The sequence below is a fragment of the Rhodopseudomonas sp. genome, from assembly GCF_036404135.1.
Lineage (GTDB): Bacteria > Pseudomonadota > Alphaproteobacteria > Rhizobiales > Xanthobacteraceae > Rhodopseudomonas_A.
On record NZ_DASWPE010000198.1, the window covers coordinates 1 to 16,403 of the forward strand.

The 16,403-nt window shown below is 66.8% G+C and carries 12 protein-coding genes; 4 read left to right on the plus strand and 8 right to left on the minus strand.

Annotated features, from left to right (window positions below; all coding sequences use genetic code 11):
• From groEL to VGC77_RS21905, 3 genes are all read left to right on the plus strand, one after another.
• Window positions 1-963, plus strand: a 963-nt coding sequence (groEL, locus tag VGC77_RS21895; RefSeq protein ID WP_331173665.1) for a chaperonin GroEL, incomplete at its 5' end; no start/stop codon positions are given.
• A gap of 173 nt (window positions 964-1,136) precedes the next feature.
• Entirely contained in the window at window positions 1,137-2,330 is a 1,194-nt protein-coding gene (locus VGC77_RS21900; protein ID WP_331173666.1) for a hypothetical protein, read from the plus strand.
• A 149-nt stretch (window positions 2,331-2,479) separates the two neighbouring features.
• The gene (locus VGC77_RS21905) at window positions 2,480-3,919 is read left to right on the plus strand and encodes a phytoene desaturase family protein (protein ID WP_331173667.1); all 1,440 of its coding nucleotides are present in this window, start codon (window positions 2,480-2,482) and stop codon (window positions 3,917-3,919) included.
• 4 nt (window positions 3,920-3,923) lie between these two features.
• Here the strand turns inward: VGC77_RS21905 and VGC77_RS21910 are convergent, their stop codons facing one another.
• Both VGC77_RS21910 and VGC77_RS21915 read right to left on the minus strand, forming a co-directional pair.
• Window positions 3,924-4,331, minus strand: coding sequence for an META domain-containing protein (locus VGC77_RS21910; RefSeq protein WP_331173668.1), 408 nt, complete (start codon window positions 4,329-4,331; stop codon window positions 3,924-3,926).
• Between the two features lie 389 nt (window positions 4,332-4,720).
• Window positions 4,721-6,385 carry an L-lactate permease gene (locus tag VGC77_RS21915; RefSeq protein ID WP_331173669.1) on the minus strand — a complete coding sequence of 555 codons (1,665 nt, stop codon included), beginning with the start codon at window positions 6,383-6,385 and terminating at the stop codon, window positions 4,721-4,723.
• Window positions 6,386-6,655: 270 nt separating this feature from the next.
• Between VGC77_RS21915 and VGC77_RS21920 the strand changes: the two genes are divergently transcribed.
• The gene (locus VGC77_RS21920) at window positions 6,656-8,395 is read left to right on the plus strand and encodes an ABC transporter ATP-binding protein/permease (RefSeq protein WP_331173670.1); all 1,740 of its coding nucleotides are present in this window, start codon (window positions 6,656-6,658) and stop codon (window positions 8,393-8,395) included.
• 521 nt (window positions 8,396-8,916) lie between these two features.
• Here VGC77_RS21920 and VGC77_RS21925 read toward each other — a convergent pair.
• From VGC77_RS21925 to VGC77_RS21950, 6 genes are all read right to left on the minus strand, one after another.
• A complete protein-coding gene (locus tag VGC77_RS21925; RefSeq protein ID WP_331173671.1) occupies window positions 8,917-9,876 on the minus strand; it encodes a TorF family putative porin in 960 nt (319 codons plus the stop codon).
• Between the two features lie 388 nt (window positions 9,877-10,264).
• Window positions 10,265-11,167, minus strand: coding sequence for a hypothetical protein (locus tag VGC77_RS21930; RefSeq protein WP_331173672.1), 903 nt, complete (start codon window positions 11,165-11,167; stop codon window positions 10,265-10,267).
• A 121-nt stretch (window positions 11,168-11,288) separates the two neighbouring features.
• On the minus strand, window positions 11,289-12,602 hold the full coding sequence (gene glcF / locus VGC77_RS21935; RefSeq protein ID WP_331173673.1) for a glycolate oxidase subunit GlcF: 1,314 nt from the start codon (window positions 12,600-12,602) through the stop codon (window positions 11,289-11,291).
• On the minus strand, window positions 12,599-13,834 hold the full coding sequence (locus VGC77_RS21940) for an FAD-binding protein (RefSeq protein ID WP_331173674.1): 1,236 nt from the start codon (window positions 13,832-13,834) through the stop codon (window positions 12,599-12,601). Before VGC77_RS21940 ends, glcF begins: the two co-directional genes overlap by 4 nt.
• Window positions 13,835-14,113: 279 nt before the next feature.
• Window positions 14,114-15,607, minus strand: coding sequence for an FAD-linked oxidase C-terminal domain-containing protein (locus VGC77_RS21945; protein WP_331173675.1), 1,494 nt, complete (start codon window positions 15,605-15,607; stop codon window positions 14,114-14,116).
• Window positions 15,608-15,656: 49 nt separating this feature from the next.
• Entirely contained in the window at window positions 15,657-16,331 is a 675-nt protein-coding gene (locus VGC77_RS21950; RefSeq protein ID WP_331173676.1) for a helix-turn-helix domain-containing protein, read from the minus strand.
• Window positions 16,332-16,403: the final 72 nt, after the last annotated feature.

Sequence of the window (16,403 nt, forward strand, 5' to 3'; positions counted from 1 at the left end):
GCCATGCTGCCGGTGCTGGAAGCCGTGGTGCAGTCGGGCAAGCCGCTGCTGATCATCGCGGAAGACGTCGAAGGCGAAGCCCTCGCCACCCTGGTCGTCAACCGCCTGCGCGGCGGCCTCAAGGTCGCAGCCGTGAAGGCGCCCGGCTTCGGCGATCGCCGCAAGGCGATGCTGGAAGACATCGCGATCCTGACCGGCGGCCAGTTGATCTCGGAAGACCTCGGCATGAAGCTGGAAGGCGTCACGATCCAGATGCTCGGCCGTGCCAAGAAGGTGGTGATCGACAAGGAGAACACCACCATCGTCAACGGCGCCGGCAAGAAGACTGCCATCGAATCCCGCGTCAACCAGATCAAGGCGCAGATCGACGAGACCTCCTCGGACTACGACCGCGAGAAGCTGCAGGAGCGGCTCGCCAAGCTGGCCGGCGGCGTCGCGGTGATCCGCGTCGGCGGCGCCACCGAGGTCGAGGTCAAGGAAAAGAAGGATCGCGTCGAGGACGCGCTGAACGCCACCCGTGCCGCGGTGCAGGAAGGCATCGTCCCCGGCGGCGGCGTCGCCCTGCTGCGCGCCAAGAAGGCGGTCGGCCGCATCAGCAACGACAATGCCGACGTCCAGGCCGGCATCAACATCGTGCTCAAGGCGCTGGAAGCGCCGATCCGCCAGATCGCCGAGAACGCCGGCGTCGAAGGCTCGATCGTGGTCGGCAAGATCCTCGAAAACAAGTCGGAGACCTTCGGCTTCGACGCCCAGACCGAGGAATATGTCGACATGGTCGCCAAGGGCATCATCGACCCGGCCAAGGTGGTGCGCACCGCGCTGCAGGACGCCTCGTCGGTGGCGGCGCTGCTGGTCACCACCGAAGCCATGATCGCGGAACTGCCGCGCGAGGCCGCACCGGCGATGCCGGGCGGTGGCGGCGGCATGGGCGGAATGGGTGGCATGGGCGGCATGGGCTTCTAAGCCCCGCCGTTCACAGATCCGATCGATCGAAGGCCGCCTCCGGGCGGCCTTCTTTTTTGCCGCCGGTTTTTTCGCCATTGACGGTGCGGATTTGGTAGGAGGGCGTTGGTCTGATTCATTCAGCGCCACCAACGCCCACCGCCCGGTTCGATTTTAGCCTGCGAGGATGTCCCATGCGCGCGCTTGTTTTCGGTTTGCTCTGCCTGATCCCGGCCTGCGATGCGGCGCTGGCGCAGACCAAGGCCACGCCCAAAGCCGCGGCGCCGAGCAGCGAGACGCGGTATTTCACCTCGCTCGACGGGCTGATGGACGGCAATGCCGACGTCATCCTGAAAGAAACCCGGCAGGGCAAGACCGTCACCGCGGCCACGCTCGACGTCTGCTATCCCGCCGAAAAGGGCTCTGACCGCAAGGACCGCTTCGTCGCCGACCTCACGGTGAACGGCCAGACGCTGTCCGGTTCCACGCAGAGCCTCGGCGACAAGCTGCCGGTCGCCATCAAGCTGATCCGCAAGCCGACCGGCGACACCTTCGAATTCAAGGGCCAGGTCACCATCGGCAAGACCGTCACCGAGCTGTCGTCGAGCGACAATGCCGACCTCAGCGAGAAGGAATTCCAGGACAATCAGGCCACCGACGACAACATCGCGGTGGCACCGCGCGACTTTACCGAGGTCTCGCCGGAGGCGATCGCGGTGCGGGTCAAGCTCGGCACCGTGGTGGAATTCCTCAAGGCGCTGAAGGGCCAGAACGTCGCGGTGTCGCTGGCCAGCCTGACGGTGGCCTGCGACGCGCTGCGCGCCGGCGAGCAGGTGATCAACATCAGCGTCGATCCCGACCGCGCCGCGGCGCTGATCGCCCGCGCCAAGGCCACCCCGGGCGTGGTCGTTGCCGGCTGGACCAGCGGCATCATCGACATGGGCCGCGCCATCCGCTTTGCCGCGACGGAGTGGCGCGACGGCGACAAGCTCAACCGCGACAAGATCTCGACCGCGATCTCCGACGTGCTGAGCAAGACGCTGTCGGCGAAACTGGCGTCCTCGGTGTGGAGCGACGACACCGGCAAGCTGACGCTGACCTTCAAGCGGCCGAGCCAGGTGATGCCGGCGCTCGGTCTCACCGAAACCGTCGAGATCACCGCGCTGGCCGGGCCGGACAAGCCCGGCGCCACCGATCACATGATGCTGTGGATCTCCAGCCCCTCGATCTCCACCGCCGACGAGGCCGAAGGCCCGAAGCTCGGCCTGACCGACGCCGCCAGCACCGACGAGGAGGCCGAGCCGAAGGACGACAACGGCTCGCTCGACGCCTTGGCCAAGGACTTCCGCGGCCAGCGCTGGGACCCGGACAAATCCGCCTGGAAGTGAGCGCGCCCGTCGCGCGCGTCGCGCCGCCGCCGGGGCTGCCTATTTGACATGCAGCCGCAGAGCGGCAATGAACGCTGCAAATTTGGACAGGTCTCGGCGGCGTTCTCGACAGAGCGCCTGGCAGGCTGCTTGGCAGGGTTTTCCGTTCGATGGCGCAGATTGACGTTGTGGTGATTGGCGCCGGCCTCGGCGGCCTGACGGCGGGCGCGATCCTTGCGCGCGAGGGCCGCAAGGTGCTGGTGATCGAGCGCGGCAATTCGGTCGGCGGCGCCGCCTCCAGCTACAAGGTCGGCGACCTGTTCGTCGAAGGCTCGCTGCACGCCACCTCCGATCCGCACGACCCGCGCGATCCCAAGCACGATGCGCTGACCCGCGCCGGGGTGCGCGACGCCGTGCAATGGGTGCCGGCGGGATCACTCTATGAGGTGCGCGGCGGCCCGCTCGGCCGGCCGTTCGTGCTGCCGGACGATCTCGCCGCGGCGCGCGCCGCCTTGATCGAACGCTTCCCGAAGGCGCAGGCCGGCATCGCGCAACTGTTCGACGCGCTCGCAGGCGACGCCGACCCGTCGCTGTCGCTGGCGCAGCAGCTCGATCGGTTGTTCGGCGACGACGAAGCCGTCAAATGCGCGATCGCCGCCAATCTGGCTTATTATCACGACGACCCGGCGACGTTGGGCTGGCGGCAATTCGCCAGCGCCCAAGGCAGCTTCCTGCGCGGCGGCGCGCGCTATGTCCAGGGCGGCTCGCAGCGGCTGTCGAGCGCGCTGGCGCGTGTCATCATGCGCGCCGGCAGCGAGGTGGTATTGCGCCGCGTCGTCAGCGCCATCAGCCTCGACGCCGATGGCGCGGTCAATGGCGTCATCCATACCGCGCGCGACGGCAGCGATCCGCAACGCGTCGAGGCCGGCGTGGTGATCGGCAACGCCGCACCCGCCGCACTGGCGCCGATGCTGCCGATGGAGCCCGCCGCGCGCCTGACGCAAAGCTACGCCGCGCAACGCCCGTCGATCTCGCTGTTCGCGCTGACGCTCGGGCTGGCGCAGCCGCCGCGCGATTTCGGCGTCAGCGCCTATTCGACGCAATTGCTGCCGGACTGGATGACCTCGCTCGCCGACTACGCGCAGGGCACCGGGCTGATGGCCGGTGAACCGGCCGGCAAAATGCCGCCTTTAGCGATCGTCGATTACGCCGCGATCGACGCGCGCGTGCCGGCGCCGCCTTACGTGCTCTCGGTGGTGGGGCCGGACAGATTATCGAACTGGAGCGCGCAGGACCCCGACGGCTACCGCGCCAAGCGGGCGCGCTGGCAGGCCGCGATCGTCGCCCATCTCGACGCGCAGTATCCCGGGCTTGCGGCGGCGGTGACGCATTCCTCGTTCAACACCGCATTGTCGGTGCAGCAATATCTCAACGCGCCGCAGGGCGCGGTCTATGGCTTTGCGCCGTTGCCGGGAAGCGGCGCCGACCGCTCGCCGCGCAGCGCGGTGCCGGGGCTGTATCTGGCCTCGGCCTATGCGGGCTTCGGCGGCTATTCGGGCGTGGTGCAATCGGCGGCGCTGTGCGCCGATCTGGTGTTGCAGCGCCGCTGAACGATCAGTTGGTGTTGAGCCGGAACCGGAGCGGCTGCGCGCCCTGCAAAGTGACGACGTCACCCTGCCGGGTCCAGGTGCTGGCCTCGGTGAGCGCCGCCACCAGGGCGTCGTCGAGCGCGGCGCGCGCCGCCGGGCAATCGCGCGGCTCGAGCGGCCCCGGCACGAAGATCACGGTGTTGCCGGCGACGGAGAACTGCCCCTTGCCGCCCTTGCACCACAGCTCCAGCCGGACCTCGCCATTGTCGCCGATTTCCAGACTGGGAATCCGCTTCGATCCGGGCTGCGGGGGCGCGTCGAGCGTCATCTCCAGGCCGAACGGAAATTCCTGTTGCGCCTGCGCCGGCAGCGCCGCCAGCACGACCATGACCGCCGCGGTGATCGCCTGCAAAGACGTGATGATGGATGGCATCCGACCTCTCTCGACGAAGCAATTTTTCGATGGGCCGTCGTTCTAACGGGCGCGGCCGGACTTGGCTAGCGCGAGCGGCGTGCAGCCCGCGGCGGTCGGATTGCGCGCCGCGGCTCGGCGTTGGCGCCGCGGTTCTGCCCGCGCCTGTTGCGGATTCGAGAATCCTCTCTTATGGACCCCACCCCCGTCCCCTCCCCGATGGCAGCGCCCTTACCCTCCCCTTTTGAGGGGGAGGGTCGGCGTGCATTCGCGCAGCGGATGCGCGCCGGGGTGGGGTGACAGCGTCGATGTGAATCGATGCGTCCACCACGCAGGCTTTCACCCCACCCCGCCCGCGCCTGGCGGCGCAGGCGACCCTCCCCCTCCAGGGGAGGGTGAAGCCCGAGCGTCTATTTCAACACCATCGCGGTGAACGGATAGACGTAGGCCTGCAGCGTCACGAACAGCCCGACCAGACAGGCCAGCGCGATCGAATGCAGGAACACGTAGCGCAGGATCGAGCCTTCGTGGCCGTACCAGTTGGTGGCGGTGGAGGCGACCACGATCGATTGCGCGTCGATCATCTTGCCCATCACGCCGCCGGAAGAATTCGCCGCCGCCATCAGGATCGGCGACAGCCCGAGCTGTTCGGACGTGATCTTCTGCAGATTGCCGAACAATACGTTGGAAGCGGTGTCGGAGCCGGTCAGCGCCACGCCGAGCCAGCCCAAGAGCGTGCCGAAGAACGGATACAGCACGCCGGTCGCCGCGAACGCCAAGCCGAGCGTGGCGTCGACGCCGGACAGCCTCGTCAGCGTGCCGATCGCCAGCATCGCCGAGATGGTGATCAGCGAGATCGCGCACAGCCGGATGGTGCGGCCGTATTCGGTGATCATCCGCAGCGGCGAGAAGCCCATCAGCGCGCCGGAGATGAGCGCGGCGATCAGCATGCCGGTGCCGGTGAACGACAGATAGGTGAAGGCAAACACCGCGCCCTCGGGCGTCGGCTTGGCCGCCACCGGCGGCACCTTGTTGATCATGTTGTGCAGCTCGGGCACCGGATAGGACCAGGTGAAGATCGAATTCGCCCAGGTCTTGAACGCGCCGTTGCCCCAGATCAGCATCACGATGCAGACGATGATCCACGGCAGCAGCGCGCCCCACAGCTGCGCCTGCGTCAGCCGCGTGGTGTCCATCGGCTTCGGCGCGGTCATGGTGGCGGCGGATTCGTCCTTGCCGCGCAGCTTCGCCGACAGCCACAATTCCTTCGGCTGCCAGACTTTCAGGAACAGGATCAGGCAACCCATCGAGATCAGCGAAGCGCCGATGTCGACGATCCACGGATTGATGTAGTTCGAGATCACGAATTGCGGGATCGCGAAGGCGAGCCCGGTGACCAGGATCGCCGGCCAGATCGCCAGCATGCCGCGCCAGCCGGCGAACGCGCAGATCAGCCAGAACGGCACCAACAGCGAGAACAGCGGCAATTGCCGGCCGACCATGGCGCCGAGGATATAGGGGTCAATGCCGGTGACCGAGGAAAGGCCCTGGATCGGGGTGCCGAGCGCGCCGTAGGCCACTGGCGCGGTGTTGGCGATCAGCGACAGGCCGGAGGCGGCGAGCGGCGAGAAGCCGAGCCCGATCAGGATCGCCGCGGTGATCGCAACCGGGGTTCCGAAGCCCGAGGCGCCTTCGAAGAAGGCGCCGAACGCAAAGGCGATCAGCAGCAATTGCAGCCGGCGGTCAGTGGTGACGCCGCCGATCGCCCGTTGCAGCAGCTGGAACCGGCCGGCCTCCACCGTGATCCGGTACAGGAAGATGACGTTGAGCACGATCCAGCCGATCGGGAAGAACCCGGTGACGACGCCGAGCAGTGAGGCCCGGATCGACATGTTGGCCGGCATGGTGAATACGAAGATCGCGATCAGATTGGCGAGGATCAGCGCGATGATCGCCGCCAGATGCGCCTTGACCTTGCCGCTGGCGATCAAGACCAGCAGCGTCACCACCGGAATCGCCGCGGCGATGGTCGACAACGTCGCGTTGCCGAGCGGGTTATAGAGCTGGTTCCACATCGCAGGCCTCCCCATGTTTTCAGCGCGCCGGCGGTTTTCCGCTGCGGCACGTGGCGAGATGGGGAAGCCTCGCCGGCGAAATTGCAGGGGACCTCGGCTGTGCCGCCACCCGCTCACAAGCTCGCGAATTGGGAAGGCTCCCGCCCCTCGCCGTTGCCGCCATGGTAGGGTGGAGTCGCAGCTTGCGACAAGCTGGTGTCCATCGGGATACCTACAACTTTCGTCTATAGCGCGAGCCGCCTGCGTCCTGCCTTTTCCGGAGAACCCCTGGTGAACAATATCCGCTCCACCCTCGCGACCGTCTGGCGGATCGCGGCGCCGTATTTCCGTTCCGACGACAAATGGATGGCCTGGGGGCTATTGTCCGCGGTGGTCGCCATCGAACTCGCCGTGGTCGGGCTGATGGTGTTGTTCAATCGCTGGAACAACGTGTTCTACAACGCGCTGCAGGAGAAGAACTTCGACGTCTTCACCTATCAGATCGGCTATTTCTGCGTGCTGGCGGCGATCTTCATCGCGCTGAAAGTGTACCAGCTCTATCTCAATCAGTGGCTGCAGATCCGCTGGCGTCGCTTCATGACCGAGCGCTATCTCGGCGGCTGGCTGCACGATGCCCGGCATTACCAGATGCAGCTTCTGGGCGACGCCGCCGACAATCCGGACCAGCGCATCGCCGAGGATACCCAATTGTTCGTCGAGCGCACGCTGTCGCTCGGCGTCGGGCTGTTGAGCTCGATCGTCACGCTGGGCTCGTTCGTGTTCATCCTGTGGGGGCTGTCGGACGCGGCGCCGCTGCACGTGTTCGGCCGCGACATCCCGATCCCCGGCTATCTGGTGTGGGGCGCCTTGATCTACGCCATCGTCGGCACCTGGCTGACCCACCTGATCGGCTGGCCGCTGGTCGGGCTGAACTTCCAGCAGCAGCGCTTCGAGGCGGACTTCCGTTTCAACCTGGTGCGCGCCCGCGAGAACTCCGAACAGATCGCGCTGTTGCGCGGCGAGCCCGCCGAACGCGAGCGGCTGGCGGCGCGGTTTGCCCGGGTGGTGGAGAACTGGCTCGGCATCATGACCCGCACCAAGCGGCTGACCGCGTTCACCGCGAGCTATTCCCAGGCCTCCATCATCTTCCCCTATGTGCTGGTGGCGCCGGCCTATTTCGCCGACAAGGTGCAGCTCGGCGGGATGATGCAGACCGCTTCGGCGTTCGGCAGCGTGCAGGACGCGCTGTCGTTCTTCATCACCGCCTACCGGACGCTGGCGGAATGGCAGGCGGTGGTGGCGCGGCTCGACGGTTTCGAGCGCTCGATCGAGACCGTGACGACGCAGGCGGCACAGGCCGATCTGGTCCATGTCGCCACCACCGAGAGCTCCGGCATCGCCTTCAACAAGCTCGCGGTCAAGCTGCCGGACGGCACGGCGCTGGTCAGCGCCGACGGGCTGCAATTCAAGGCCAACCAGCGCACGCTGATCACGGGCCCGTCGGGCTCGGGCAAATCCACTTTGTTCCGCGCCATCGCCGGGATCTGGCCGTTCGGCACCGGCCGGGTGGTGGTGCCGACCGAGGCCACGCTGATGATGCTGCCGCAGCGGCCGTATTTCCCGGTCGGGCCGCTCGATGCCGCGGTCAGCTATCCGGCGGAAACCGGCAGCTTCAGCGCCGAGCAGCTCGCCGAGGCGATCGCCGCGGTCGGGCTGCCGGCTTTGGCCGGCCGGCTCGAACAGCACGGCCACTGGAACCGGATGCTGTCGCTCGGCGAGCAGCAACGGCTCGGGCTGGCGCGGGCGTTGCTGCATCGGCCGAGCTATCTGTTCCTCGACGAGGCCACCGCCTCGCTCGATGAACCCTCGGAAGCAGCCCTCTACCGGCTGCTGGCGGAGCGACTGCCGGCGACCACGGTGATCTCGATCGGCCATCGCTCGACGCTGAACGCCTTCCACCAGCGCGACGTGGTACTGGCGCGCGACGGCGACCACTTCGCGCTGAAGGATCAGGTCCGGCTGCCGGCGTGAATGGCGGATGAAGGAATGACACTGCCGCGCGCAGACCGCAGAAGATGGGGTCGCCCTCGTTTCCACGTGTCGTCCTTGCGAACGCAGGGAGCCATACGGCGCGGAGCTGCGGTTTCATGGGGTCGCAAAGGCCTGTTCTTCACCTCGGAAGCCGGGGGTTATGGGTCCCTGCGTGCGCAGGGACGACTCCGCGGAAAGGCTGCGCGCCATCGCCGCAATGCGACGGCACGGCCCAATCAGCGTCGGATTTGATCGAAGCGGTGCGACCTCATCCCCTCGCCCCGCTTGCGGGGAGAGGTTGGCGTGACAAGCGAAGCGTGGCACGCCGGGTGAGGGGGCGCCGCGTTTTGCCGAAGCGCCCCCTCACCCGACCCGGCTTCGCTCGCGCTACGCCGGGTCGACCTCTCCCCGCAAGCGGGGAGAGGTTAAGCCGTGCTGGGATCTGCCGTCGGCTCCGCGCGCACAAACAAAAAGGGCGGCAGATTGCTCTGCCGCCCTTTGGAGAAGTCTCGGGAAGAAACTTACTTGATGTTGCTCTGCAGCGTCACGTCAGCCGACAGCTTGGCGGTGAAGCGCTCGCCGCACCAGTTGGAGGTGGTGCCGTTGGAGCTGAAGTCGCTGGTGATGTTCTGGCAGTTGACCTTCGACATGTCGGTGTCGCTGTAACGCAGGTCCAGCGTGAACACCTTGTAGGTGAAGCCGATGCCGACGTTCCAGGTGTTGTAGTCGTCCAGCTTCACGCCGCTGAGACCGAACGGAATGCCGTAAAAGGCATCCGTGGTGCCGAGCCACTGGCGACCGAACTCACCCGACACGAAGGCGCCGATGCCGGTGCTGCCGAACCAGGTCGGCGGCACGTTGATCTTGCCGACCACCGAGGCGTAGGTGCTCTCGAAGCCGAAGTTCAGGAAGTTCGGCGAATAGAACGCGGTGGCGCCCAGCGAGAAGGTGTCGTTGAAGGTGTAGTTCACCTTGCCGTAAGCTTCATAGAAGCTGACGTCTTTCTTCATCACGTTGAGGTTGAAGATCGAGCTGGCGCCAGAGTTGACGCCGCAGAGCCCGGCGCTGCCGCCCGTAACGGTGTCGATGCACTGCCCACCCGGATACAGGTAGCCCCAGACGCCGAAGTCGAACGCGACCGGGCCGAAGGTCGGGCGGACACCGCCGTAGATGTCGACTTCACCGGCCGCGCGGTTGGTGAAGGAAATGCTCTCGAACGACGAACCGACGTAGAGCTGCAGGTCCTTGGTGACGTTGTAGCGCGGTTCGAAATAGGCGGTGACCGACGGCTTGTGGTTGGACTGGGTGATGCCGCGGAACACGTAATCGCTCATGATCGCGCCGCCGAAGGCGACATCCCACGGGTCGAACGCAACGACCGGCGGCGCCTTGGTGTAGACCTTCGCGGGAAGATCAGCAGCGTGAGCCGAGCCAACCCCAATCGCCAGCACCGCTGCGACCGACAACATAGTTTTGTTCATGACGATCCCCATCACTTGAAAAACAGTCCACTCCGGCGCCCCGAGGCCCTACCGATAATCGACCGCTGCATTGCGTAAACTTGACGCCAATCTGCTGTGGCGCCGCCGATCCGTGAAGCGAAAAACGCAAGCAGCTGCCGTCTTTTTGGGCAATTCGAACGTTTCAAAGAAGGTTGTCCCGCGGTGTTGCATTATGACAACAAAATTATCCGCAGTTGCTAACCGTTACTACCCGGCCCGTAGCCCGAAAGTCGCAGCCGTCTCGCCGCCATCAGCGGCGGCCCCGGGGATCGGCGAATCGGCAACGCCCGCCATAAGCAAGCAAAGGCCGCGCGATGGCGCGGCCTTGGTTGGCGAGGATCGCTGTCGGCGGCATAGCAGCGCGATGTTACTCCAGCGTGACGTCGGACTCGTCGCGGGCACCCGCGGCCGAGTGCCGCCCGGCCTCGGCGGACGGGTCGTCATCCGCAGGATCGTCGTCGGCCGGCGGGCTATCCGGCGCCGGCTCGGCGTCTGACGAGGCCTCGCTGTCCGGGGTGGCGGCGCTCGGACTGTCGTCCTCGAAGGCCGGCGGGGTAGCTGCAGCCGGCTCCGGCGTCGAGTCGGCCGCCGGCGCGTCGGCGGGCGCCGCCGGCGCCGGTTTGCGCGGGCGCGGCTTGCGCGGCGCGGCCGGTTTCGCAGCCACCGGCAACGGCTCCGCAGCGGCCGGCTCCGGGGCCGGCTTGGCGACCGATTTGGCCGCGGGCTTGGTCGCCGGCTTGGCTGTGGTGGCGACCGACTTCGCGACTGAACTCCCCAGCGACTTGCCGGGCGATTTGGCGGGCGGCTTCGCCGCGGCGGCCGGAGCGCCGGTCGGCGCAGCCGCCTTGCTGGGCGTTTTAACGGGTGTCTTGCTCAGTTTGTCGGCCGGCACGGCGGCTTGCTTGCCGGCCGGCTTGGACGCGGTTTTCGCAGCCGACTTCGCCGGCTTGGCCGGCTTGGCCGAACTCTTGCCGGCCTTCTTCGCAGTGCTGTTTGCGGCCTTCTTGGCGGCTTTCTTGACAGCTTTCTTGGCGGCTCTCTTGGAAGCCTGCTTCGAAGCCTTCTTGGACGTCGTCTTGGCGGTCTTGCCGGCCGACGCCTTCGCCGACTTCTTGGCGGCCTGCTTCGCCGCCTTCTTGGCGGCTTTCTTGGCGGCCTTCTTGGAGGTCTTGTCGGCGGATGTCTTGGCTAGCAACAGCTTGTTGGCTTTCTTGTCCTTCTTGTCCCGCTTGTCCTTTTTGGCTTTCTTGTCTTTCTTGCTCTTTGCCATCGTGGCCTCCTGTTGCGCTGATCACTCTGTTGCAATGACCACCGTTGCGCGGATCACTGCGTTGCACTGGCACCCGCCAGCAGGCGTTCAAGCAAGGCGCGGCCAGCGCGGACCCTGGCGCTCAGTCCGATCCAGGACGCGGGCCGCCGGTCGCCCAATCGAGAAGTTCAATCGTGTGCACTACAGGGACCGACGTTCCGCTGGCAATCTGCACCATGCAGCCGATATTGCCCGCGGCGATCATGTCCGGCTTGACGCTGGCGATATTGGCGACCTTCCGGTCGCGCAACTGTCCCGCAATGTCAGGCTGGAGAATGTTGTACGTGCCCGCCGAACCACAACACAGATGACTCTCCGGCACATCTTTCACCACGAATCCGGACTTGAAAAGCAATTCTTTGGGAAGCTCCCTGATTTTCTGGCCGTGCTGCAGCGAGCAGGCGGCGTGGTACGCGATCACAAGATCGCTGCGCTGCAAGGGTTTTTGCAATTCGAGCGCGGCGACATATTCGCTGATATCTTGCGCCAGCGCCGACACCGTGGCGGCGGCGGCTGCGAAGTCGGCGTCCTCGCGCAGCATGAAGCCGTAGTCCTTGATCACCGTGCCGCAGCCCGACGTCGTCACCAGAATGGCGTCGAGCCCGCCGCGCTCGGCCTCCTTCATCCAGGCGGTGATATTGGCCCGCGCATAGGCCAGGGTCTGCACGTCGCGGCCGAGGTGATGGATCAGCGCGCCGCAGCATTGCTCGTCGGGCACCAGCACCACTTCGATGCCATGCCGGTTCAACAGCCGGATCGCCGCGGTGTTGATGCGCGGCGCCAGCACCTGCTGGGCGCAGCCATGCAACAGCGCGACGCGGCCGCGGCGCGGCCCGGTGGCCGGAAACACCGTGCCGGAGGACGGTCCGGGCGGCGGCAGATGGGGCGGCGCCAGCGCCAGCATCGCCTTGATCCGGTTCAGCAATGTCGGCTTGCGCAGATCGTGGGGCGCGGGCAGCAGGTTGATCACGGGGCGCGCGAAACGTCCCAGCACCATGCCGAGCCGGAACAGCGCCGGCCGCGGCATCAGCCAGGCCAGCGTGGCGCGCAGCAGCCGGTCGGGCCACGGCCTCACATATTGCTTCTCGATCCTGACGCGGGCCTGATCGACCAGATGCATGTAGTTCACCCCCGACGGACAGGTGGTCATGCAGGCCAGGCAGGACAGGCAGCGATCGATATGTTTCACCACCTCGGCGGTCGGCGGCTCATTCTTCTCCAGCATCTGCTTGATCAGCACGATGCGGCCGCGCGGACTGTCGAGCTCGTCGCCGAGCAGCACATAGGTCGGGCAGGTCGCGGTGCAGAAGCCGCAATGCACGCACGCACGCAGGATGCCGTCGGCCACCGCGATGTCCGGATCGGCCAGTTGCGCGAGGTTGAATTCAGTTTTCATGTCGCGGCTCCGCGCAGCATCCGGCCGCGATTGAGGATATTCTTCGGATCGAAACTGGCGCGCACCCTTTGGCCGAGCGCGGCGAGGCCGGGCGACTGCGGATGAAACACCTCGACCGCTTGGCGCACCGGCTCCGGCGCGCGGATCAGCGTGGCGTGGCCGCCGATCGCCTCGACGCGCTGCCGCAGGATCTTGGCATCGGCGGACGGCGGCAGCGCCGCCCAGATCAGCCCGCCGCCCCAGTCGTAAAACACCTCGCCCTGGCTCTCCCGCGACAGCGTCGCGCCGAATTGGCCGCCCGACGCCGGCGGGCAGACGATCCGCCACACCGGCCACAGCGCGCGCGGGCCGCTGGCCGCAAACGGCGCGACGTCGCGGATCGCCACCCAGGCCGCGCTTGAGGCGGCGTCTTCCAGGATCTCGGCCTTGCCGAACGCCGCCAGCCGCGCCGCCAGCGACGCCGCGCGATGTTCCGCCGAGGCGGTGATGCCTTCCAGCCGGATCAGCGTCAGCGCCTGGTCCGGCGCGCCCAATTCACCGAGCGGCGCAGCGGTGGTGCGCAGCACCGAGCCCGGCAGATGCGCCGCGCCGGAGACGTCATAGGGCGAGCCCAAAGCCTGCGTCATCGCCGCGTTGGCGGTGACGTCGTCGAGCCCGCGCAGCAGCAGCGTGCGCTCACTTTCCGGGCGCGGCATCACCTTCAGCGTGACTTCCGTCATCACCGCCAGCGTGCCCCAGGACCCCGCCAGCAGCTTGCACAGGTCGTAGCCGGTGACGTTCTTCACCACCCGGCCGCCGGCCTTGAAGCTGTCGCCGAAGCCCGACACCGCGTGCGCCCCGAGCAGATGGTCGCGCGCGCCGCCGGCCCGGATGCGGCGCGGGCCGGCGAGGCCGGCGGCGATCATACCGCCGATCGTGCCCTCGCCCGCCGCGGTGCCGAGCAGCATCGCGGTGTCGATCGGCTCGAAGGCAAATTGCTGGTTCTTGGAATCGATCAGCGACTTGACGTCGTTGAGCGGCGCGCCGGCCTCCACCGTGATGATCAGTTCGTTCGGCTCATAATTGGAGACGGCGTTGAGCGCGGAAAGGTCGAGCAGCGCGTTGGTCACCATCGGCTGGCCGATCGCGCGCTTGCTGCCATGGCCGACGATCTCCAGCGGCTGCTCGCCGGCGATCGCCGCACGCACCGCGTCTTCAACATCCTGGGCGTCGCGGGGTTTCAGAGTTTCCACGGTTGGATCTTTGCTGTGAGAGAAGGAATCCCGGTTACCCTTTCCCGTGCGGGCAGGGCAATCGCATATGAACGTTTGCAGTTGCTGCGAGGATCACCCTCCCCTGGAGGGGGAGGGTCGCTCGCGCAGCGAGCGGGGTGGGGTGGCGAAGAATTCATCCGCCGTGCACGCGGCTCACCCCACCCCGGCGCGCACCGCGCTTCGCGCGGTACCCGCCGACCCTCCCCCTCCAGGGGAGGGTGAAGAGGCCGCGCATTGAAGGAGACCAAATCCACTGGCTCAGAATCTCGGAATATCCGGGAACGCCAGCTTGCCGCCGTGGACGTGGACGCGGCCCAATTCGGCGCAGCGATGCAGCGTCGGAAACACCTTGCCGGGGTTGAGCAGGCCTGCGCTGTCGAACGCGCATTTCAGCCGCTGCTGCTGATTGAGATCGATTTCGGAGAACATCTCCGGCATCAGGTCGCGCTTTTCGATGCCGACGCCGTGCTCGCCGGTCAACACACCGCCGACCTCGACGCAGAGCCGCAGAATGTCGGCGCCGAACGCCTCGGCCTTGTCCATCTCGCCGGGTTTGTTGGCGTCGTACAGAATGAGAGGGTGAAGATTGCCGTCGCCGGCGTGAAACACATTGGCGACGCCGAGGCCGTATTTCTCCGACATCTCTTTCATCCGCCGCAAAACCAGCGGCAATTGCTTGCGCGGGATGGTGCCGTCCATGCACAGATAGTCCGGCGAGATCCGGCCGACCGCCGGGAACGCAGCCTTGCGGCCGGCCCAGAACAGCAACCGCTCTTTCTCCGAGACCGAGATCTGGCAGGTGGTCGAGCCGCAGGACAGTGCAATGCTCTCGACCCGGCTGATCAACTCGTCGACCTCGACGCCGGGACCGTCGAGTTCGATGATCAGTAGCGCCTCGACGTCGAGCGGATAGCCGGCATGGACGAAGGCTTCGGCGGCGTGGATCGCCGGCCTGTCCATCATCTCCATGCCGCCCGGAATGATGCCGGCGCCGATCACCTGCGCCACGCATTCGCCGGCGGCCTCGACGTCGGAAAAGCCGATCATCAGCGCGCGCGCGGTTTCCGGCTTTTGCAGAATCCGCACCGTCACCTCGGTGATGACGCCGAGCAGGCCCTCAGAGCCGGTGATGATGCCCATCACGTCGTAGCCCGAGGTCTCCGCGGTCTTGCCGCCGACCTTGATGATCTCGCCGTTGATCAACACGATCTCGCAGCCCAGCACGTTGTTGGTGGTCATGCCGTATTTCAGGCAATGCACGCCGCCGGAATTCTCCGCGATGTTGCCGCCGATCGAGCAGGCGATCTGCGACGACGGATCGGGCGCGTAGTAGAAGCCCCTGTGATCGACCGCCTGACTGATCGCCAGGTTGGTGACGCCGGGCTCCACCACCACGGCGCGATTGTCGAAATCGATCTCGCGGATCCGCTTGAACTTGCCGAGGCCCAAGAGCACGCCGTCGGCGAGCGGCAGCGCGCCGCCGGATAGCGAAGTGCCGGAGCCGCGCGGCACCACGCGGATGCCGTTGTCGTGGCAATATTTCAGCACCTGCGAGACCTGCTTTGTGGTGTCCGGCAGCACCACCACCATCGGCGGCTGCCGATACGCCATCAGCCCGTCGGACTCGTAGGGGATCATCTCGGCGGCCGACGAAATCACCCCCTCGCCCGGGACAATCTTTCGCAAGGCGGCGACGATCTCATCGCGGCGCGCCAGCACCGCCTGATCCGGCTCCGGCATCTTGATCGACATGGCGCGTCCTCCGAGGCTTGGCGCGGGTGAATGCCGCGCTCTTTCGTTATCAGGCGCCGATCAGAATCCGCGCCGGCATCACCGCCTGCACCACCAGGCCGCGGGCGCGGGCATCCATCACGCCGACCGCGCGCAGCGCCAGCAGCGTCACGGTCTGCACCGCGTCGCGCAGCCGGCCGGGATCGTCGAGATTGTCCGGCGCCAGTGGCCCGACCAGCGATTCATGCAGCGCGCCGAGCAGCGCGGTCGAGGCCAGCGCGGTGTCCTGCGCCGGCAGATGACCGGCGCGCACCGCGGCACCGATCCGCAATTCGATCTCGCCGGCGATCTCGCGGCGGCTGGCCAGCCGCGACGCGGTGACGTCGACGTCGACCGGCTCGGCGAGAATGCCCCAGGCCAATTTGCGATGCGACAGCACATGCACCGCCACCGTGGTGACGGCGGCGGCGAGCGCCGAGGACGGCCCGGGCGCGGCATCGGCGGCGCGGCGGATCGCCGCCAACTCGTCGCGCGAGACCTCGGCGATCAGTTCGGAAATCAAGTCGGCCTTGGAGGGAAAGTAGCGATACACGGTGCCCGCGGCGACGCGGGCGCGGGTCGCCACCGGGGCGATCTGCACCGCCGCCATGCCGCCTTCCGAGGCGGTCTCGCGGGCCGCCGCGAGAATCGCCTGACGACGCGCCGCGAGGCGTTTGACGACTTGCTGGGTGCGCCGGTAAACCATCGCGGTCTCTTCCCTGTCGGCGGCTGCCTGAACAAACAGCTTATTTTTCAAGGCCTGCAGCGAACCGACAAA

Excerpts from the sequence above, each read along its gene's own strand:
- VGC77_RS21900 (WP_331173666.1), top strand. The coding sequence starts at position 1,137 with ATGCGCGCGCTTGTTTTCGGTTTGCTCTGCCTGATCCCGGCCTGCGAT.
- VGC77_RS21905 (WP_331173667.1), top strand. The coding sequence starts at position 2,480 with ATGGCGCAGATTGACGTTGTGGTGATTGGCGCCGGCCTCGGCGGCCTG.
- VGC77_RS21910 (WP_331173668.1), bottom strand. The coding sequence starts at position 4,331 with ATGCCATCCATCATCACGTCTTTGCAGGCGATCACCGCGGCGGTCATG.
- VGC77_RS21915 (WP_331173669.1), bottom strand. The coding sequence starts at position 6,385 with ATGTGGAACCAGCTCTATAACCCGCTCGGCAACGCGACGTTGTCGACC.
- VGC77_RS21925 (WP_331173671.1), bottom strand. The coding sequence starts at position 9,876 with ATGAACAAAACTATGTTGTCGGTCGCAGCGGTGCTGGCGATTGGGGTT.
- VGC77_RS21930 (WP_331173672.1), bottom strand. The coding sequence starts at position 11,167 with ATGGCAAAGAGCAAGAAAGACAAGAAAGCCAAAAAGGACAAGCGGGAC.
- glcF (WP_331173673.1), bottom strand. The coding sequence starts at position 12,602 with ATGAAAACTGAATTCAACCTCGCGCAACTGGCCGATCCGGACATCGCG.
- VGC77_RS21945 (WP_331173675.1), bottom strand. The coding sequence starts at position 15,607 with ATGTCGATCAAGATGCCGGAGCCGGATCAGGCGGTGCTGGCGCGCCGC.
- VGC77_RS21950 (WP_331173676.1), bottom strand. The coding sequence starts at position 16,331 with ATGGTTTACCGGCGCACCCAGCAAGTCGTCAAACGCCTCGCGGCGCGT.